Genomic DNA, 18,655 nt, shown 5'->3' with positions numbered 1-18,655 from the left:
GCCCACATCACCGGTGTCCCGGGCTGACCGCCTACGCTGGTCCCTCGTGAGCAAGCGTCGGAAATCCCGCGAAACCGCACCGAAGACCAAGGTGCGCGACATCTTCGTCGCCCGCCCCTTCGAGGGCCTGGCGGACGAGCCGGAGTGGGTCGCGCTGCGCGAGCTGGTCCCGGCCGCCTCCGCGCCGCTGACCCTCAAACCGGAGATCATCGAGGAGTACGGTGACCGCCCGGTCACCCTCTCCACCGTGCTTCCGATGGCCTGGCCCGCGATGACCCGTCGCGACGGCCGCATCTTCATCGGCCTGCAGCGGCACGTCCAGTCCGGTGACGTCTCCCGGGACCTGGCCGTGGCGATCCTGGCCGCGCTCCACACCGAGCCCGGTGACACGGTCGCCGTCCCGGCCCTGCCCGGCGAGGGACTGCGCCTGCAGGACGTGCTGGCCGACGGCCCGCTCGAGATCACCATGCACGACGGCTTCGAGTACTGGCTGGACGCCGATCAGATCCAGGACGCCAGCGTGAAGGCGTCGCTCGAACGGGCGAACGCCTCCATCTACCCCACCGTGCGCCTGGCGGCCGCCCGGGCCGCGTACTGGTGCCGGGTCGCCGCCGACAAGAGCCACATCCGCTGGGTGCTCGCCGAACCGGAGGACCAGGCGCTGGACGCGCTGGCCCGCCTCTCCGCGGCCGGTGAGCTGCTGCTCGGCGACGGCACCAAGTTCGCCGGGATGTTCCGCGCACACGGCCTGCTGGTCCCGGTCTGGGACGTACCGGGCGAGCCGGAGGGTGCCGACTTCGAGGCGCCGCTCGCCGCCTTCGCGAAGCGCTACGCCGACACCCTCGGGGTCTCCGAGCCGCTGGACGCCGCCGGGCGCCGCGCCAAGCAGGGCCTGATCGGCCGCCAGCTGACGCTCCGCTGATCTGCCGCCGGGGGTCCGGGCCGCGTGGGCGGCCCGGTCCCTCGCAGCGGTGCGATCGTCAGGGCACCGCGATCGGGTCGCGCTCGATCGGGCAGCTCATGCAGCGTGGCCCGCCGCGGCCGCTGCCGAGTTCGCTGCCACTGATCCGGATCACCTCGATGCCGGCGCGTTCCAGCTGAGCGTTCGTCTCGACGTTGCGCTCGTAGGCCACGCAGAGCCGCGGCGCCAGGGCGAGGGTGTTGTTGCCGTCGTCCCACTGCTCGCGCTCGGCGGTGACCGGGTCGAGACCGGTGTCGATGATCCGCAGGTGGTCGATGCCCATCGCCTCGGCGGCGGCCTCCAGGAACGGACGCGGCGCGCGGACCCGAAGTTCGTCGCCGAGGCCCGCGGTGACCGTCCAGGCGACGAGCGAGCCGGCGATCGCCGGGTACATCACCACGGCGTCGACGTCCACCATCGTGCAAACGGTGTCGAGGTGCATGGTGGCGCGCTCCTGTGCGATCGGCACGGCCAGCACGGTGTGTGCGAGGCCGGCGCCGAGCAGGCGGCGGGCGAGGCGTTCGGCCCCGGCCGCGGTGGTCCGCTCACCCACCCCGATGGCCAGCACCCCGGGCGCGAGCACCAGGACGTCGCCGCCCTCGACGGGTTCCAGTGCGGGTTCGTAGAGCAGCGGCGCACCGGCGAACCGCGGGTGGAACCGGTAGATCGCGTGTGTGAGAGTCGTCTCCCTGCGGCGGGCCGGCATGGCGAGACTGGTGACGGCGACCCGGTCGCCCACCCAGAGCGAGGAGTCCCGGGTGAAGAGCAGGTTGGGCAGGGGATCGATCACGAAGTCGTGCCGGTCCATCATCTCGTAGACCAGGCCGCCGGCACCCGGCTTGATCTCCTCGTGGGCCAGGCCGGCCATCAGGACACCGGCCAGGCGGTCCGGTTCAAGATCTTGGAGGTACGCGGCGACGCCGCGCCGCAGCGTGTCACCGAGCCGAGGGTTCGCCAGCACGTCGCCGGTGAGCTCGGCCCGGGCCTCGGGCACGGCCAGGGTCTCGGTGAGCAGCGTGCCGAGGTAGAGCACCTCCACGCCACGGGACCGGAGGGCCTCCGCGAAGGAATCGTGTTCCTCTTGAGCCCGGCCGACCCACGGAATAGCGTCGAAGAGCAGGGAATCGTTGTTTCGCGGCGTCAGCCGGGCCAGCTCGGGGCCGGGCCGGTGCAGCAGGACGGTGCGCAGCGCGCTGACTTCACTGTCGACGTACACAGAACGACGTTAGCCGGTACCGAGCGCTATCAGGTCGTGACGTTGTGACTAGATCTTGGGACGGCCATGCGTCGGACGGACGACGGCGATAACTTGTGTGGGTGCGACGAGACTGCGGCACTCAGGCGTACAGATGCACCATCCGAAAGAAGATGTTGTCCGTGAATGCGGCATTCATCCATAGTCCTTCACCTTTCTTTCCCTACCCCAGACCTGTTCCGTAGGCACACGAGCACGTACGGTAGTTGGAAAAGAGAGCCCGACTGACCTTTTGCCGGAGGTCGCAGTGACTGTCTTCCCCGCCCGCCCCGCTCTGCCCGTTCCGTCGAGGGCCCTTACGCCCGCCGACCCGCAGTCGCAGTCAGCGCTCGACGCACCGCCACGCCTGTCGCCCGCCGAGTGGGCCCGCCGCCGCCGCGCGGACCGGGAGGCCCGCCGTCTCGAGGCCGCCGGGGCACGAGCCCTGACCCGGCTCGACCGTCTCGGGCCGAACTGGCACATCGTGGACTGGCCCCGCACCGACGTCATGCAGGCCTACCACGAGCCCGACCCGGCCGACGAGCGCGCCGGATTCCTGGCCATCGGCCCCGGTGGCGTCTACGCCGTCACCGTCGCCGACCACGGCCGGTCCCGCGTCCTGATCGCCGGTGACGTCGTCCAGATCAACGGCAAGCGCCCGCAGTACATCGCGGAAGCCCGCCGGGACGCCCGCCGCGCCGCCAAGGCGCTCTCCGCAGCCGTCGGTCTGAACGTGCCCGTCACCGCGGTGCTGGCCTTCGTCGGCTCGGGCGTGATCAGCGTCCACGGCCTGCCGAAGGACTGCCTCGTCGCGACCGACAAGGAGCTCGACCGCCTCCTGATCGCCGGTGGCGCAAAGATCTCCCCGGCCACCGCGAACAAACTCTCAGCTGTTGCTCATCATCCGGGCACCTGGGCAAACGCGCCCTATCGGCCGGCCGGTGACTACCGTTGGTACAGCAACGGACAGACGGCCGCTGACAAGCGGCCGACCCGCCGGTAACGTTCCCCTCGACGTCGTCGACAGCCGGCGCGCTACTGCGCCGGCGGTCGACGCGACAGAAACGAGGAGGAGCGGGTGGCGCATGTTGAGCTCTCCCTCTCGGGAGCGTTCGTCCCCCAGGCGCGGACACCGGCCGAGGCCGAGTTCGTCTCCAGCGTCGAGCGCTGGAGCGCCACGGTCGCCATCGCCGACGAGCCGTGCCTCGTCATCGACACCAACGGCCTGATCCTTGCCGTCTCACCGTCGGGCAGCGAACTGCTCGGCCTGGGCAAGCCGGCCGAGGCCCTGGGCCGCCGGCTCGGCGAGGCAATCCAGCTGATCGACTTCACGGCGGGCGCGGGCCCGCTGGAGGAGCCGGAGGCAGAGAAGATTCCGCCGTTGCTGGCGGTGCGCAGTGAGCGCCTCGCGCGCGGGCTGATGCGGGTGGCGCCGGTCGCCGGGGAGTCCCCGCTGACCGTGGACGCCGTCGCCACGCCACTGCTGACCGGCGACCGGGTGGGCGGATCGCTGACCTTCCTGTCCCCGGTACGGTACTGACGTCCCCTTTGTCCCCGAAGATGTGGCGTTCACCGCAGCTGAGGGGCATTGGTCGTTACACGGCCGCAACGTAGTCTGCCCTCATGCTCGATCTAGACCTGTTACCAGGTGAGTACGCGGTGTGCCGGCTCCCGGCCGGCTCGACTCTGCCCGCCTCGCTCACCACGGGTCCGGACGACAAAGCCGTCATCTCGGTCACCTGGGGCGTCGACGAACTCTCCGTGATCTGCCCGAACGACCGGGTGCCGGACGGCGCCGTCGCCGACACGGCGTGGCGCTGCCTGCGGGTCACCGGCCTCGACCTGAACCTGACGATGACCGGCGTACTGGCCTCCCTCGTCGGCCCGCTCGCCGACGCCCGGGTCAACATCGTGACGTTCTCGACGTACGACACGGACTATTTGCTGGTCCCGGCCGTGCGGCTCACCGAGGCGGTCAACACCCTGACTTCGGTCGGCCACCGTATCGCCGGATGACTCCCCGGCTCCTACGATGAAGCGGTGTTCCCCCGCACACGCGCAGTTCCGGCCATAGCATCGACGGCCGTCATGGGCCTCGCCCTGATGGCCGGCTGCGGTGGGCGCCCGGAGGCTGCCGCACCACCCCCGAGCGCCACTCCACCGCCCTCGGCCGCCGCGGTGCCGTCGCTGCCCTGGATCACGTTCGTCCCGCTCGACCCGACCGGGGCCGTCCCGCCGGGCGCCGTCCCACCGGGCGGCACGGTTCCGCCAGGCGGTGTCGTTCCGCCAGGCGGTGCGGTTCCACCAGGCGGTGCGGTTCCACCAGGCGGTGTCGTTCCGCCGGGTGGCGTTCCACCGGGCGGTGTCGTTCCGCCGGGCGGTGTCCCGCCAGGTGGTGTCCCGCCAGGTGGTGTCGTACCGCCAGCCAGGGTGCCGACTTATCCGACTTATCGCCCGGCCACCCCGACGACCGCGGCGACCACCACCCCGCCGCCACGGTCGCCCTCGCCCACCCCCAGCCGCGCACCCAAGTGCACCGGCGAGCCCACGAAGCAGCAGATCCTCGCCCTGATCAAGAACAACCCGAGCGTCCCCGACGCCGAACTGAAGGTCGCCGACGGCCCGTTCTGCGCCGGCACCTGGTCGTTCACCACCGTGAAACTGGCCACCGGCGGCGCCGAATCCCTCCAGGTCGTCACCACCGGCAAGGGCGCCACCCTGACCCTGATCACCGCCGGCACCGACGTCTGCAACCCCCAGGTGCAGGCACAGGCCCCGGCCGGCATCCGGGTGCTCGCCTGCGGCTTCTGAACCACGAGCACACGCCGCCCTCGTCACCTGTTCACGCCACCGCCACCGCCACCGCCGCGGCCCGGTCCACCGGGGCCGCCGGCCCCGGTGAGGTCAGACGCGCCACCCCTGTAGAGATGTTGATCTGCTAGCGATGCGAAATCGCGGTTCCAACCCCTTGATCACCGCGATTTCGTAGCGCTAGCAGATCAACAGCGGCCCCGCGCCGGCTGATCGCACGGGGCGACCGCACGGGCCCACCGCACGAGACGACCGCACGAGACGACCGCACGGGCCCACCGCACAGGCCGACCGCACGAGGCCACCACACAGGCCGACCGCACGGGCCCACCGCACGAGCGACCGCACGGGCCCACCGCACGAGCGACCGCACGGGGCGACCGCACGGGGCGACCGCCCGCGAGGCCACGCTGCCCTCCACTGCCTCTCCCGCCGCGTCCGATATCCCGCACGCCATGTCCCGTCCCCTACCAGCACGAACCGGCGAAAAGCCGATTGATAAAGGTCATCGGACACCCCCGCCGGCCCGGGACACCTTCCTGGCGACCGCTCCCGCCCGGCCGGGGCACCTAGACTGGGTCGATGCCCGGAACGCCGCCCACGAAATTCGCCTACCTCGGCCCGGAGGGCACCTTCACCGAGGCCGCCCTGCGCACCATCCCCGCCGCGGAACACGGGGTCCGCACCCCGGCCCGCAGCGTCCCGGAGGCGCTCGAGGCGGTCCGTTCCGGGGAGGCGGACGCGGCGCTGGTGCCGCTGGAGAACTCGGTCGGCGGCGCGGTCCCGGTCACCCTGGACGAGCTGATCACCGGCAGCCCTCTGATGATCACGCGGGAAGTGTTGCTGCCGGTCGAGTTCGTGCTCGCCGCGCGCTCCCTGACCCCGCTCGCCGACCTGCGTTCCATCGCGGCCCACCCGCAGGCGTCTGCCCAGTGCCGGCACTGGCTCCAGGCGAACGTGCCGGATGCCGTCGTCGTGGACGTGCTCTCCAACGCGGCGGCGGCGGTCAGCGCGGCCGCCGGGGAGTACGACGCGGCCCTCTGCGCCCCGATCGGCGTGCCGCGCCACGGGCTCACCGTGCTCGCCGGCAAGGTGGCCGACCGGGCCGAGGCGGTGACCAGGTTCGCGCTGCTCAGCCGCCCCGGCGCGCCAGCCACGCCGACCGGCGACGACGTGACGTCACTGGCCGTCTCGATCCGGCACGACCAGGTGGGCGCGTTGCTCGCGGTGCTCACCGAACTGGCGGTACGCGGCATCAACCTGTCCCGCATCGAGTCCCGGCCCACCGGTGAGCGGCTGGGCACGTACGTCTTCTTCCTCGACTGCACCGGCCACGTGGCCGAGCCGCGTCTCGGCGAAGCCCTCCAGGGGCTGCGCCGGATCTGCGCGGAGGTCCGGTTCCTGGGCAGTTACCCCAAGCACCGCCTCCAGCCGGAGCCACCGGTGGCAGCCCCGCCGGGACTGTCCGACGCCGACTTCGCCGACTCGGCAGCCTGGCTGGCCCGCCTGCGCAACGGCTGACACCCGCCACCTTTCGCCAGTCCCCAGCCGAGAGCCGGTCGGTCGCTCGGTCCGGCATGACTGCCCCAGGCGCACGCATGATCGGCAGGTGCCGCCGGGCCGAGCAAGGCCGAGCAAGGCCGAGCAAGGCCGAGCAAGGCCGAGCAAGGCCGAGCAGGGCCGAGCAGGACCACCAGGACCGAGCAGGCCCAGCAGAGCCGAGCAGGCCCAGCCGAGCCGAGCGGCCCCGTGGGCGCTGCACCCCGATCGCCGGTTCGCCGATGCGGCCCGTGCGTCGACCCTGGCTCCCGGGTCTGGCCCAGGTAGCACCGGACAAATCATCCGATACCCGGGCTGCACGGTACGCGAGGCTCGCGCCACGGCGAGATGTTGATCTGCTAGCGCTACGAAATCGCTGTGATCATGGGCCTGAAGCCGCGATTTCGCATCGCTAGCAGATCAACATCGCCGCGCGGACCCGCCGCGACCGAACCCGGCTACCTGTTCAGGGACCGCAACAGGACCGCAACAGGGTCGAGGGCAATCGACGCCACGCCGCGCTTTCTCTGCCTCGCCCGCCGCCGCGTCGGCATCCAGCGAGCCATGCTCGGCACTCGCGCCTTCTACCAGCACAAGCCGGTGAAAAGCTTGGACGGAGCCAGGACCACCGACAGCCGGGCGCGGCTCAGTCGTCGAAGAGGTTCTCCAGGATGCCGCCGCCGGACTTCGAGGACGACGAGCCGTTGCCGGCGCCGGCGAGACCGCCCGGCGGCACCTCCGAGGGCTGCACGATGACGAAGCCCTGTCCGCTGAAGCTCATCGTGAAGCGCTCGCCCGTGCTGCGTCCCAGCAGGTTGCCGAAGCTGAACTGCTCGGCCCGGTGGAACCCGGTCTGCAGGCTCGCCGACCAGGCGATCGCCGCCTGCGGGTCGACATAGGTAGGTGCGTCGACGTTGAGCACCACCGGCGTGCCGTGCGTCGTCACCGCGATCCGGCCCGCGCCGGTGAAGACGCAGTTGAAGAGGCCGGCGTTGGACATCATCCCGGCACCGCTGACGACCTTGATGTCGTAGCTGAGGCTCGAGTCGAAAGCCAGCACGTTCGACCCGTTGATGGAGAGGGAGTCGCCCGGCTCCAGGTCGATGAGGTGGATGTCGGCGGCGTTGTCGGCGAGGAAGACGTCACCCTGACCGCGCACCCGCATCAGCGGCACGCCCTCACCGGTCAGTTTCTGCTTGAGGAACTTGCCTAGGCCACCCGAGCCGAGGGCCTCGAACTTCACCTGCCCCTGATAGGCCACCATCGAGCCGGTCCGGGCCAGGAAGTCGCCGTTCAGTTCGGCCTTGAGCAGCTTGGAGTTCTGCAGCCGAAGTCCCGGCTGAGCCGATTCCTTCTCGAGGTTGTCCGCTGAGAAAAGTTCGCTGCGCATGATCCCAGCGTAGAAACTCCCCGCAATCAGCGGCGCCGGGCGAGCTATCAGCGGCGCCGGACGAGCGATCGGCGGCGCCGGATGAGCGATCGGCGGCGCCGGATGAGCGATCAGCAACACCAGGACGGGCGCGATCAGCCCCAGCCCAGTTCGTGCAGCCGCTGGTCGTCGATGCCGAAATGGTGGGCGATCTCGTGCACCACGGTGATCGCCACCTCCTCCACCACGTCGTCCTCGCTGTCGCACACCTGCAGCGTGGGATTGCGGTAGATGGTGATCCGGTCCGGGAGCATGCCGGCGTAGTCCCAGCCGCGGTCGGGCAGCGCGGTCCCCTCGTAGAGGCCGAGCAGGTCGTCGCTGCCGTCCGGCGGGGCGTCCTCCACCAGGAACACGACGTTGTTCATGAGGGACAGCAACTCGTTGGGCACCTCGTCGAGGGCGTCCCCGACGAGCTCTTCGAAGCGTTCGCGACTCATGTTCACCGGCACGGTCGCAATTGTGCCGGGAAATGGGCCGTTGACGGAAAACCGGCGCGGCCGGAACCGCGCCGGTGTCCCAGCCGGAACTCAGGCGAGCTTGGCGGAAAGCGTGATCGGCGCGCCCGGGCTGAGCAGACGCGAGATCGGGCAGTTCTCCTTGGCACCCTCGGCGATCTTCTGGAAGGTGGCCTCGTCGATGCCGGGGACGTCACCGACGGTCTCCAGGTCGATGCCGGTGACCCCGAAGCCGCCCTCGACCTTGTCCAGCCGGACCTTGGCCACCGTCTCCACCGAGTTCGGCGTGAAGCCCGCGTCGGCGAGCCCCTTCGAGAAGGCCATCGAGAAACAGCCGGAGTGCGCGGCGGCGATGAGCTCCTCGGGGTTGGTCCCCTCGCCCTCTTCGAAGCGCGACTTGAAGGAGTAGTTCCCCTGCAGGCCACCCTTACCGGTCTTGACGGAGCCGGAACCCTCGGTGAGGTTCCCTTCCCAGCGAGCAGTAGCAGAACGAATAGGCATGACCAGAACGCTAACGCATCACGGGGATGTTGGTATGCGGTCACCGCAAGGGGCCATTATGGAGCGCATGTCCGCCGATTCCGAGTCCGTGATCGAGTTCGGTGCGCCCGACGAGGACGACCGGCCGCGCCGCCTGCCGTTTCTGCGTGACCTCGGCGGCGATCACCGACTGCCGGCCCTGGTCGCGGGCCTGGGCGCGGTCGCGGCCTTCGCGTCGATGATCTCGGAGTGGCAGACCACGACCGTGCAGAACGTGTTCTTCGAGGACGGGGAGCCGGCCCAGGTCGAGACGTTCCCGACCGATCTGATGGACCTGGGTGGCATCGGCGCGGCGTACCTGGTGGGTCTCGTCCTGCTCGTGACGGGTGTGGTGCTGACGCTGTTCGGCCCGGAGCCCGGCCGGCGCTACGCCCGGCTGGCCGGTTTCAGCGTCGGCGGCGTGCTGCTCGCCGTGCTGCTGGCGGTGGTGCACATGCTCGGTGCCGAGTCGGTGCTGATCTCGCGGATCGCGAGTGTCGGGCTGGGGCCCGAGCAGCAACCCGACTTCGCGTACGGGCGGGGGATCTGGTGTGCCCTGGCCGCGGTGACCGCCGCCCTGGTCGCCCTCTGGCTCGTCGACCGGCGGGCGAACACGGCGCCGCGACAGGCGAGGCCCGTCGAGGACGTCGTGCCGGACACCCCGCTGGAGCTCAGCATCGCCCCGGCCGAGCCGTTCGCCCAGTTCCCGGGTGACCGCGATCAGCCGCACCGGTCGTAGCGAAACCTGACACCGGGGGATATCCGGGTGCTGACCGGACCGGCACCCCGGTAGGCTCGACAACCGTGATTGACCTGCGCCTGCTCCGGGAAGACCCCGAACTGATCCGCGCCAGCCAGCGACTGCGCGGCGAGTCCACCGACGTGGTGGACGCGCTGCTGCGTGCCGACGAGGAACGCCGGGCCGCCACGCAGCGGTTCGAGTCGGTCCGCGCCGAGCAGAAGTCCATCGGCAAGGAGGTCGCGAAGGCGTCCGGCGACGAGCGGGCAGCTCTGCTGGCCCGCACCAAGGAGCTGGCCCAGGCGGTCAAGGCGGCCGAGGCCGCGGCCGGCGAGGCCGAGCAGGCCCTGCGGCGCGCGCACCTGGCGGTGCCCAACGTGGTCGAGGAGGGCGCGCCCGCCGGCGGTGAGGACGACTTCACGGTGCTCCGCGAGGTCGGCACGATCCCCGAGATCGCGAACCCGAAAGACCACCTGGAGATCGGCGAGGCGCTCGGCGCGATCGACACCGAGCGCGGTGCGAAGGTGTCCGGCTCGCGGTTCTACTTCCTCACCGGCGTCGGCGCGCTGCTGCAGCTGGGCATGCTCCAGCTGGCGATCCAGCAGGCGGTGGAGCACGGTTTCATCCCGTCGATCACGCCGACCCTGGTCCGGCCCGAGTCGATGGAGGGCACCGGCTTCCTGGGGGCGCACGCCAGCGAGATCTACCGGCTGGAGGCCGACGACCTCTACCTTGTCGGTACGTCGGAGGTGGCGCTCGCGGCCTACCACTCGAACGAGATCATCGACCTGAGCAACGGCGCCGAGCGGTTCGCCGGCTGGTCGACCTGTTACCGGCGGGAGGCCGGCTCGCACGGCAAGGACGTGCGCGGCATCCTCCGGGTGCACCAGTTCGACAAGGTCGAGATGTTCTCGTTCTGCAAGCCGGAGGACGCGCTCACCGAGCATCAGCGCCTGCTCGCCATGGAGGAGGAGATGCTCGCCAAGGTCGAAATCCCGTACCGGGTGATCGACGTGGCGGCCGGCGACCTCGGCACGAGCGCGGCCCGCAAGTACGACTGCGAGGCCTGGGTGCCGTCGCAGGGCCGGTACCGCGAAGTCACCTCGACGTCGAACTGCACCACGTTCCAGGCCCGCCGGCTCAACATCCGCTACCGGGACGCCGACGGCAAGCCGCAGACCGCGGCCACGCTGAACGGCACGCTCGCCACCACCCGCTGGCTGATCCCGATCCTGGAGAACCACCAGCAGCCGGACGGTTCGGTGCGGGTGCCGAAGGCGCTGCAGCCGTTCCTCGGTGGCCGCGACGTCCTCGAACCCACCAGGTAATGATCTAGCAATCGCCCGGCTACCAGTTGTGATAGCAGCTGGTCGCCGGGCGGGTGTACCGTTCTCCTTCCGCCCTCCGCGGGGGTTCACCGACCCTCGGAGGTTTCGATGCTCAAGCCTGGGCTCCCCAAGCTGATCGCCACGGATCTCGACGGCACCCTGGTGCGCAGTGACGACACCGTCTCCGCGTTCACGCACGACGTGCTGGACCGGGTTCGCGGTGCCGGCATCCGGATCGTCGCGGCGACCGGTCGCGGGCCGCGGCTCACCTCGCTGATCCGCTCCGACATCCGGGTCGCCGACTATCTGGTCCTGGCACAGGGCGGCTGGGTGCTGGACCAGGCGGAGGGCCGTTACCTGCGGCAGGCGAGACTTCCCGGCGACGCCCTGGGCCGGGCCCTGGCGGCGATCGAGGCGGCGACCGGCAGCCCGCTGTCGGTGATGTTCGAGGCGCTCGAGCACGACGAGTCCCCGCTCTGGGGCGACTACGACCCGACCTGGCGTTACCCGGTGACGGTGGAGACGCGTACGCGTGCGGAGTGCCTCACCGGTGACGTGATCAAGGCGTTCGCCCGGTCCTTCGAGCTGGACGTGGACGAGCTGCTCGCGGTCGCCCGGCGCGTGGTGCCGACGGACCTGGCGACGGTCACCCAGGCCGGCCTCGACTACGTGGAGATCTGCCCGGCCGACGTGGACAAGGGCACCGGTCTCGCGGTGGTCGCCGAGGCGGTCGGTGTCGATCCGGCGGACGTGCTCGTCTTCGGTGACATGCCCAACGACCTGCCGATGTTCGCCTGGGCCGGGTGGGGCCGGGTCGCGGTTGCGAACGCGCACCCGGAGCTGCTGTCGGCCGCCGACGCGGTGACGCTCACCAATGACGAGGACGGGGTGGCGGTCTTTCTGGACCGGCTATTGTCGAGGTGATGCCACCCTTCCGACTTGTCGCCACCGACATCGACGGCACTCTGATCAACAGCGAGCGCGATGTCAGCCCGCGCACCCTCGAGGTGCTCGCCCGGGTCCCGGTCCCGGTGGTCCTGGTGACCGGCCGGCCGCTGCGCTGGCTCGACCAGCTCAACAGCCAGCTGCCCAGCCCGCTGCCGGCGGTCTGCGCCAACGGCGCGGTGATCTACGACCCGGACAACGACGAAATCCTGCGCGCCCACTCGATGCCCGTCGAGCTGCTGCTGGACGTGACGAAACGGCTGCGTGACGCCGTGCCGGACGTCGTGCTGGCAGTCGAGGTCGAGGACGGCCGATCGTTCCGGCACGAGCAGGCCTGGCCGCTGCGCTGGGAGGGTGACCATCGGATCCAGGTGATCGGGTCGCCCGAGGAGCTGACCTCGGTGCCGGCCGTGAAGCTGCTGGCCCGGTCCGCGACGGCCGACCCCGACGAGTTCCTGGAGCTGGTCAGCCGCACGCTGGGCGGCGTCGCCGAGGCCACCCGGTCGGCGTCCTCGGCCCTGGTGGAGATCTCCGCGGCCGGTGTGACGAAGGCGGCCGGTCTCGCCTGGCTCTGCGAGCGCGACGGCATCACGGCCGAGCAGGTCGTGGCGTTCGGCGACATGCCCAACGACATCCCGATGCTCACCTGGGCCGGACGGGCGGTGGCGATGGGCAACGCCCACCCCGCCGTGCGCGCGGTGGCCGACGACGTCTGCGCCACCAACGACGAGGACGGCGTCGCGGAATACCTGGCGGAAGCCTTCGGCATCTGACCCGGCGCCGCACCGGCGATCGCAGCCCCCGCAGAGCCCGGCCCCCGCAGAGCCCGGCCCCCGCAGGGCCCGGCCCTCGCAGAGCCCAGCCCCCGCCGGTGCCGGCGGGGGCGTGAGCCGGGGCATGGACGTCAGTCACCGCGAGCCGGCGTGACGGGGCCGGCTGCTGTTGGTGACGTCTCCTGCCGTACTCCTAGAGGTATTGGCCCGTGCTCGCCTGGCCCTCGCCGGGGCCGGCGGCGGGCCGTCCCGGGATCAGGCCGCCGCCCATCGGCAGGGCGGGGCGGGCGCCGCCGCCGCGCATCTGCTCGAGCTGGAGGCGGGCGGCCATCTGCTGGGCCACGAGCGCGGCCTGGATGCCGTGGAAGAGGCCTTCGAGCCAGCCGACCAGCTGGGCCTGCGCGATCCGCAGCTCGGCCTCGCTCGGCGGGGTCTCGCCTTCGAAGGGCAGGGAGAGCCGCTCCAGCTCCTCGCGGAGCTCGGGGGCGAGGCCGTCCTCCAGCTCCTTGATCGACCGCTGGTGGATCTCCCGCAGCCGGCTGCGGCTCGCCTCGTCGAGCGGCGCGGCGCGAACCTCCTCCAGCAGCTGCTTGATCATGCTGCCGACGCGCATGACCTTCGCGGGCTGCTCGATGAGGTTGCCCGGCTCCTCGGGTGTGAGCGAGCCGTCCGCCTCGACCGTGCCCATCGGGCGGCCGTCCGGGCCCACGACGATGACGGAGCCGTCTTCGGAGTGCTCAGTGTTGCGGGTGTCGTCGGTCATGCGTCCTATCTTTGCGCACCGAATCTCGCGGGTGTCAGGGGCGCAACTCGGCGACCGCGCACTTGACACTTCCGCCGCCGCGCTTGAGCTCGGAGAGATTGACGTGCACCGGCAGATATCCGGCATCCCGGACCTTGCGTCCCATCGCCGATGCCTCGGTGTTGAGGATCACGTGCCGGCCGTCGCTCACCAGGTTCAGGCCGAACGCCTCCGCGTCCTCCCGGTCGGCGAGCAACGCGTCCGGGAAGAGCTGGGCGAGGACCCGCTGCGAGGCCGGGGAGAAGGCGTCCGGGTAGTACGTGACGTGGCGGTCGTCGAGGGCGGCCAGGGCCGTGTCCAGGTGGTAGAAGGCCGGGTCGACCAGCTTCAGCGAGACCACCGGCCGGCCGAGCACCTCCTGCGCCTCGGCGTGCGCGGCAGGGTCGGTGCGGAAGCCGTAACCGGCCAGGACGATCCCGCCGTAGGCGCCCGGCAGGTAGGCGAAGTCGCCCTCGCCCTCGTTCACGTGTTCCGGTGCGACGAACCGCCACCGGCCGGCGTCGGCGTAGAACGCCCGGTGCGCCACGGCCTCGTCGGCGCGCTGCGGGAACCGGAACCGGGCGCCGTAGACGGTGCCGTCGACGGAGAACGCGCCGTTCGCCGAGTAGACCATGTCCGGCAGGCCGGGCCGCGGGTCGAGCACATGCACCTCGTGACCGAGATCGGTCAGGGTGGCCCGCAGCGCTTCCCACTGCTGGACTGCCAGGGCGGCGTCCACCGCGAACTCGGTGTTCATCCACGGGTTGATCGCGTACTCGACCGTGAAATGCTCCGGGGGACACATCAGATATGTCCTGTTACGCGGCAATCGCTCGGCGTGGCTCATGAATCTAAAGAGTAGGTAGGCTGCGGTGCAGCAAACAGCTCGAAGTCTTGCTCCTCGGAGGCGAATCGTTGCAGATGGACGCCGTTGACCAGCGAATCATTGCGTTGCTGGTGGCCGATGCCCGTGCCTCCTACGCCGACATCGGCGCCAAGGTCTCGCTTTCCGCCCCGGCCGTGAAACGCCGGGTCGACCGGCTGCGCTCCAGCGGAGTGATCAAGGGATTCACCGCCGTCATCGAACCGGCCGCGGTCGGCTGGACCACCGAGGCGTTCGTGGAGCTGTTCTGCACCGGGCGCACCACACCGGCCCAGATCACCGTGGCCACCCGGCGGCACCCCGAGGTGGTGGCGGCCTACACGGTGTCCGGGCAGGCGGACGCACTCGTGCACCTGCGGGCGGCCGACATCGGTCACCTGGAACAGGCCCTGGAGAAGCTGCGTGCGGAGCCGTTCGTGACGTCCACGCGCAGCATGGTGGTCCTGTCGCGGCTGGTCGAGACGCCGACGACGGTGGGGCCGGCACAGCAGACGGGGGCCACATAGTTTCCGCATGGTTGATAGTTGCCATAGTGGAAAACATCTGAGATAGTTTCCGCTATGGAAAACAACGCGCAGGTCCCGAACGCCGCCGAGGCTCGCGAGGCGCTTGCTGACATCGACACCGCCCAGCGCGCCGTGCGGGACACGCCGTGGCCGACGTGGATCTACCCGGTCAACGCGCTCCTGCTGGGCGCCATGACGCTGACCTTCGCACTGGGCGACGACGGCTTCGTCCCGCTGCTCGCCACCAGTGCGGTGCTCATCGCGGTCAACCTGCTGGCCGGTTACCGGATGGGTACGCCGTACACCCTGCCCACCAGCCGCGCCTTCCTCGCCTCCGTGGGCGCCGCGATCGCGTGCTTGTTCACCGCGTTCGTCGTCGCCGAGCTCACCGCCCAGCGATGGCCGATCGTCGTCCTCGCCATCGCGGCGGCCGCCTTCTACCTGGCCGGCGGCGTGGCGCACCGGCGGTCCACGGGGGCGCCGCGGCAGTCGACGGGAACGCCCCGGTGACCGCGGAACTCGACCCGATCATCCACCCGACGCACCGGCTGCGCATCTGCGCGATGCTGGTCGCCGGCAGCACCGTGGAACTGTCGGTCATCAAGGAACATCTGGACCTCAGCCCGTCGGCACTGAGCAAGCAGGTGGCCGCCCTCGTCGACGCGGGCTACGTCAAGCAGGAGCGTCTCGGCTCGGACACCCGGCGGGTGTGGCTGTCGATGACGCGCCAGGGGATGAAGGCGTACCGGGGGCACGTCGCCGCGCTCCAGGAGATCGTGAACGCGACGACGGTGCCCGCGGAGGGCTGAGTCGGCCGCTAGAGATACATCCCCGGGCGGTGCTCGTCGGCCGGGCGGTCCTTCGCCGGCACCGGCTTGTCGCCCTCGACGAAGAACCGCTTGCCACCGAACTCGCCGTGCAGCCGGTCGTCCAGCTCGTCGGCGAGACCCGTCATCACCTGCACGGCGAGCATGAGGTGGATGGCCTGGAAGTTGCGGCCGAACACCGGGATCGACGCCCACACCGTGTCCTGCGCACAGTAGAGCCGCCCGATCGGCATCCGGTTGGTCAGCTCCGAGAGCTTCACGTAAAGCTGCTCGGTCGGCTCGACCTCGGTCAGGATCGGCGAGAAGACGTCGACCAGCGGCGGGTTGTCACGGACCCGGACGAAGACCATCGCCGAACCGGCCCGGATGCCGATGTCGCCGTCGGTGTCCACCTGCAACTGGTCGATCGTGGTCTTGGACATGGTCGCGACGACCGTGCGGACCCGCTCCTCGAGCGGCACCACCTCGGGGTCGACGCTCGCCAGTGCCGCCTCCAGGGCCGCGTCGTCGGGGAGGTCGCCGAGGTCGGCCGCGGCCTCGACGGACGGCTCGTGGCGGGCGGTGCCGAGCGGCGCCGTCTCAAGCGGCTCGTCCTGGTCGTCGTGCACCAGGTAGACCAGGAACGCCGGGTGCGGGGCACCGTAGACGTCACGCAACGTGCGGGAGACCGCGGTGGCAAGCTGCGTCGCCTTGTCCGGCGTGGCACGCAGGCCGAACGAGTCACCCGAGCCGGCCAGCACACCGGGCGGCGACCAGCCCAGCGCGACCATGTCGGCGACCGCGGCGCGGTCCATCCGGTACTCCGCGGGAAGCTCCGCGTTGCCCACTGCCAGCGCCTCGACGACGCCGTCCGGCACCACGCGCATGCTCACCGAGTAGACCGCGGTCCCGGTGCCGGAGGCGGTCGGGTCCAGGGTGATGTCGACGTGCGCGCCAGGCGGCAGGGTCGGCAGCAGCTCGGCCAGCGCACCGGCGAACTCCCGCCAGGCCTCGGTGACCTTGGCTCGCAGGTCGGCCGTGCTTGGCTCGTCGAGCAGAATGCTTTCGTCCGGCGTCATGATCCGCACCTCCGTTCCCGTCACCCTATCGAGCGGCGGCGGGTCGTGAACGCCCTCCTGCCGGGTGTGTCCGGAGGTCAGGATTGATCTTGCCGGTTGCCCCAGTTCAGCGCCAGGGTGCTGATCTTCCGAGCGGCCTCCGCCGGGTCGGCGCCGCGACCCACGGCCAGCCCCAGGAGGTACGCCGTGACGGGCGCCCCCGGCCGCAGGACGTTGTGCGCGACGTCGCGTGCCACGTCGAGCAGCTGCGTCGTCGGCACCTCCTCCGGCCGCACACCGAGCTCGGGGCCGGCCACCGCCAGCCACTCGTCCATCTGGTTCATCGCGCCCACTCCTCGGCGGTCCGCAGATCGTCGTCGGTGTCGCAGTCGAACCACGGCGGCGGGCCGGGACGGCGCCAGGAGACCTCGGCGACACGCACCGTGCCGATGAGCGCCCGCATCGGCGCGCCGTGCAGGCCGCCCCGCTCCTCGGCGAGCCGGTCCAGCGCCGCGCGCAGCGCCCGGGTCCGCCACACGCCGCAGAGCACCTGGAGATGGCCCTCGGTGTCGCGGTAGACCGCGCCCTCCATCGGCGCCGACTCCATGGTCAGGCGCAGCACGTCGATCGCCTCGCCGGTGAGCAACGGCAGGTCGGCCGCGAGCAGAGCGGTGTAGGTGATCGTGTCGGGCACCAGGGCCAGACCGGCCGCGGCGGCCGCGACGGGACCACCGCCGGGCGGCTCCTCACGGGTCACGTGCACCGAGACGGGCAGGTCAGCCGGGACACGGCCGACCACGACCCGCGGGTCCGCGTCGTGCACCGCGGCCAGGACCCTGGTCAGCATGGACTGGCCGGCAACGGGCAACGTCGGCTTGTCCGCACCACCCATCCGCCGCGCCGCACCACCGGCCAGGACCACCGCCGCAAATCCCCCCACGTGAGTACCGTATCCCGACCGCGTGCCGGACGTGACCGCGCGCTCACTTCGAAACCGTGTGGTGGACCCCGCCGTAGGCTTCACGCATGGGCAGGAACGCGACACGCCGGACCGTGGTCAGCGTGAATTTGGACGGCTCACCGGCCTCTCGCCGGCGGCCGGACGAGCTCGCCGCCGAGGAGCCGCTGGAGATCCGGATCCGCAAGCAGGCTCTCGCTGTGACCATGCGCACTCCGGGGCACGACATCGACCTGGCGATGGGCTTCCTGCTCGGTGAGGGCGTGATCGGCAGGCCGGACGACGTGGTCACGGCACAGCTCTGTGCCGGCACCGACACCCCGAACACGTACAACGTGGTCGACGTGGTCCTCGACCCGCGGGTGCCGCCGCCGGTCACCGATCCGAGCCGGAACTTCTACACCACCAGCTCCTGCGGGGTCTGCGGCAAGGCGAGCATCGACGCGGTACGGACCCGGTCGAGCTACGACGTGACAGGTGACCCGCTGGAGATCCCGGCACGGGTGCTGGCCGGACTGCCGGGGAAGCTGCGGGCGGCACAGCGGACGTTCGACCGCACCGGGGGCCTGCACGCGGCCGGCCTGTTCACCGCGGCCGGTGAGCTGCTGGTGCTGCGCGAGGACGTGGGCCGGCACAACGCGGTCGACAAGGTGCTCGGCTGGGCTCTGCGCGAGGGCCGGCTGCCGCTGACCGGCCACGTGCTGCTCGTCTCCGGCCGGGCCAGTTTCGAGCTGACGCAGAAGGCGTGGATGGCCGGCCTGCCGATGCTGGCGGCCGTCTCGGCGCCCAGCACGCTCGCGGTGGAACTCGCCGAGGAGGCCGGCATGTCGCTCATCGGTTTCCTCCGTGACCCGCGCATGAACATCTACACCGGAGCGCAGCGCGTCACTTTCTGACCACGTGAGCTTCCCGGGACCGTAAAGTTCGGGG

Annotated in this window: 23 protein-coding genes; 14 read left to right on the top strand and 9 right to left on the bottom strand. The window is 70.9% G+C overall.

Annotated elements, in window-relative coordinates; translation table 11 throughout:
• The first annotated feature begins 46 nt into the window (after positions 1-46).
• The gene (locus tag LPA41_RS00220) at positions 47-922 is read left to right on the top strand and encodes a DUF5926 family protein (RefSeq protein ID WP_229067377.1); all 876 of its coding nucleotides are present in this window, start codon (positions 47-49) and stop codon (positions 920-922) included.
• A gap of 58 nt (positions 923-980) precedes the next feature.
• Here the strand turns inward: LPA41_RS00220 and LPA41_RS00215 are convergent, their stop codons facing one another.
• Positions 981-2,177 carry an arginine deiminase gene (locus tag LPA41_RS00215; RefSeq protein ID WP_229067376.1) on the bottom strand — a complete coding sequence of 399 codons (1,197 nt, stop codon included), beginning with the start codon at positions 2,175-2,177 and terminating at the stop codon, positions 981-983.
• Positions 2,178-2,463: 286 nt separating this feature from the next.
• On the opposite strand from LPA41_RS00215, the gene LPA41_RS00210 reads away from it, so the two are divergent.
• From LPA41_RS00210 to pheA, 5 genes are all read left to right on the top strand, one after another.
• Positions 2,464-3,198: a hypothetical protein gene (locus LPA41_RS00210; RefSeq protein WP_229067375.1), complete on the top strand. Its 735-nt coding sequence runs from the start codon at positions 2,464-2,466 to the stop codon at positions 3,196-3,198.
• Between the two features lie 75 nt (positions 3,199-3,273).
• On the top strand, positions 3,274-3,735 hold the full coding sequence (locus tag LPA41_RS00205) for a PAS domain-containing protein (RefSeq protein ID WP_229067374.1): 462 nt from the start codon (positions 3,274-3,276) through the stop codon (positions 3,733-3,735).
• Positions 3,736-3,818: 83 nt separating this feature from the next.
• Complete coding sequence (locus LPA41_RS00200; protein WP_229067373.1) at positions 3,819-4,211, top strand: ACT domain-containing protein; 393 nt, start codon at positions 3,819-3,821, stop codon at positions 4,209-4,211.
• 414 nt (positions 4,212-4,625) lie between these two features.
• Complete coding sequence (locus LPA41_RS00195; protein ID WP_229067372.1) at positions 4,626-5,006, top strand: hypothetical protein; 381 nt, start codon at positions 4,626-4,628, stop codon at positions 5,004-5,006.
• A 582-nt stretch (positions 5,007-5,588) separates the two neighbouring features.
• Entirely contained in the window at positions 5,589-6,527 is a 939-nt protein-coding gene (gene pheA / locus LPA41_RS00190) for a prephenate dehydratase (protein WP_229067371.1), read from the top strand.
• A gap of 664 nt (positions 6,528-7,191) precedes the next feature.
• Here pheA and LPA41_RS00185 read toward each other — a convergent pair.
• The 3 genes from LPA41_RS00185 to LPA41_RS00175 form a co-directional block, all read right to left on the bottom strand.
• The gene (locus LPA41_RS00185) at positions 7,192-7,935 is read right to left on the bottom strand and encodes an AIM24 family protein (RefSeq protein WP_229067370.1); all 744 of its coding nucleotides are present in this window, start codon (positions 7,933-7,935) and stop codon (positions 7,192-7,194) included.
• A 134-nt stretch (positions 7,936-8,069) separates the two neighbouring features.
• Positions 8,070-8,417 carry a metallopeptidase family protein gene (locus tag LPA41_RS00180; protein ID WP_229068071.1) on the bottom strand — a complete coding sequence of 116 codons (348 nt, stop codon included), beginning with the start codon at positions 8,415-8,417 and terminating at the stop codon, positions 8,070-8,072.
• A gap of 84 nt (positions 8,418-8,501) precedes the next feature.
• Positions 8,502-8,930, bottom strand: coding sequence for an OsmC family protein (locus LPA41_RS00175; RefSeq protein WP_229067369.1), 429 nt, complete (start codon positions 8,928-8,930; stop codon positions 8,502-8,504).
• A gap of 67 nt (positions 8,931-8,997) precedes the next feature.
• On the opposite strand from LPA41_RS00175, the gene LPA41_RS00170 reads away from it, so the two are divergent.
• From LPA41_RS00170 to LPA41_RS00155, 4 genes are all read left to right on the top strand, one after another.
• Positions 8,998-9,687 (top strand): hypothetical protein, encoded by a 690-nt coding sequence (locus tag LPA41_RS00170; RefSeq protein ID WP_229067368.1) that lies wholly within the window; start codon positions 8,998-9,000, stop codon positions 9,685-9,687.
• Positions 9,688-9,752: 65 nt separating this feature from the next.
• Positions 9,753-11,015: a serine--tRNA ligase gene (gene serS, locus LPA41_RS00165; RefSeq protein ID WP_229067367.1), complete on the top strand. Its 1,263-nt coding sequence runs from the start codon at positions 9,753-9,755 to the stop codon at positions 11,013-11,015.
• Between the two features lie 108 nt (positions 11,016-11,123).
• Entirely contained in the window at positions 11,124-11,939 is an 816-nt protein-coding gene (locus LPA41_RS00160) for an HAD family hydrolase (RefSeq protein WP_229067366.1), read from the top strand.
• Positions 11,939-12,733, top strand: a complete 795-nt coding sequence (locus LPA41_RS00155; RefSeq protein WP_229067365.1) for an HAD family hydrolase — start codon at positions 11,939-11,941, stop codon at positions 12,731-12,733. The genes LPA41_RS00160 and LPA41_RS00155 overlap by 1 nt, the downstream gene beginning before the upstream one ends.
• A gap of 193 nt (positions 12,734-12,926) precedes the next feature.
• Here LPA41_RS00155 and LPA41_RS00150 read toward each other — a convergent pair whose 3' ends face one another.
• Both LPA41_RS00150 and ddaH read right to left on the bottom strand, forming a co-directional pair.
• Positions 12,927-13,496 carry a bacterial proteasome activator family protein gene (locus LPA41_RS00150; protein WP_229067364.1) on the bottom strand — a complete coding sequence of 190 codons (570 nt, stop codon included), beginning with the start codon at positions 13,494-13,496 and terminating at the stop codon, positions 12,927-12,929.
• Between the two features lie 34 nt (positions 13,497-13,530).
• Entirely contained in the window at positions 13,531-14,361 is an 831-nt protein-coding gene (gene ddaH / locus LPA41_RS00145; protein ID WP_229067363.1) for a dimethylargininase, read from the bottom strand.
• 68 nt (positions 14,362-14,429) lie between these two features.
• On the opposite strand from ddaH, the gene LPA41_RS00140 reads away from it, so the two are divergent.
• The 3 genes from LPA41_RS00140 to LPA41_RS00130 are packed head-to-tail and all read left to right on the top strand — an operon-like array spanning position 14,430 to position 15,712.
• Entirely contained in the window at positions 14,430-14,903 is a 474-nt protein-coding gene (locus LPA41_RS00140) for an Lrp/AsnC family transcriptional regulator (protein WP_229067362.1), read from the top strand.
• Positions 14,904-14,957: 54 nt separating this feature from the next.
• Positions 14,958-15,413, top strand: a complete 456-nt coding sequence (locus LPA41_RS00135; protein ID WP_229067361.1) for a hypothetical protein — start codon at positions 14,958-14,960, stop codon at positions 15,411-15,413.
• Entirely contained in the window at positions 15,410-15,712 is a 303-nt protein-coding gene (locus LPA41_RS00130) for a transcriptional regulator (protein WP_229067360.1), read from the top strand. Before LPA41_RS00135 ends, LPA41_RS00130 begins: the two co-directional genes overlap by 4 nt.
• 8 nt (positions 15,713-15,720) lie before the next feature.
• Here the strand turns inward: LPA41_RS00130 and LPA41_RS00125 are convergent, their stop codons facing one another.
• The 3 genes from LPA41_RS00125 to LPA41_RS00115 all read right to left on the bottom strand — a co-directional run bounded on the left by LPA41_RS00125 (position 15,721) and on the right by LPA41_RS00115 (position 17,707).
• On the bottom strand, positions 15,721-16,788 hold the full coding sequence (locus tag LPA41_RS00125; RefSeq protein ID WP_229067359.1) for a YbjN domain-containing protein: 1,068 nt from the start codon (positions 16,786-16,788) through the stop codon (positions 15,721-15,723).
• 77 nt (positions 16,789-16,865) lie between these two features.
• Positions 16,866-17,111 carry a DUF6457 domain-containing protein gene (locus LPA41_RS00120; protein ID WP_229067358.1) on the bottom strand — a complete coding sequence of 82 codons (246 nt, stop codon included), beginning with the start codon at positions 17,109-17,111 and terminating at the stop codon, positions 16,866-16,868.
• Complete coding sequence (locus LPA41_RS00115) at positions 17,108-17,707, bottom strand: molybdenum cofactor guanylyltransferase (protein WP_229067357.1); 600 nt, start codon at positions 17,705-17,707, stop codon at positions 17,108-17,110. The genes LPA41_RS00120 and LPA41_RS00115 overlap by 4 nt, the downstream gene beginning before the upstream one ends.
• 86 nt (positions 17,708-17,793) lie before the next feature.
• Between LPA41_RS00115 and fdhD the strand changes: the two genes are divergently transcribed.
• Complete coding sequence (fdhD, locus tag LPA41_RS00110; RefSeq protein WP_229067356.1) at positions 17,794-18,621, top strand: formate dehydrogenase accessory sulfurtransferase FdhD; 828 nt, start codon at positions 17,794-17,796, stop codon at positions 18,619-18,621.
• Positions 18,622-18,655 lie beyond the last annotated feature (34 nt).

The organism is Actinoplanes sp. DH11 (assembly GCF_020873875.1).
Classification (GTDB): domain Bacteria; phylum Actinomycetota; class Actinomycetes; order Mycobacteriales; family Micromonosporaceae; genus Actinoplanes.
Note: the sequence above shows the minus strand (reverse complement) of the source record. Positions and strands in the feature narration are given on the sequence as shown.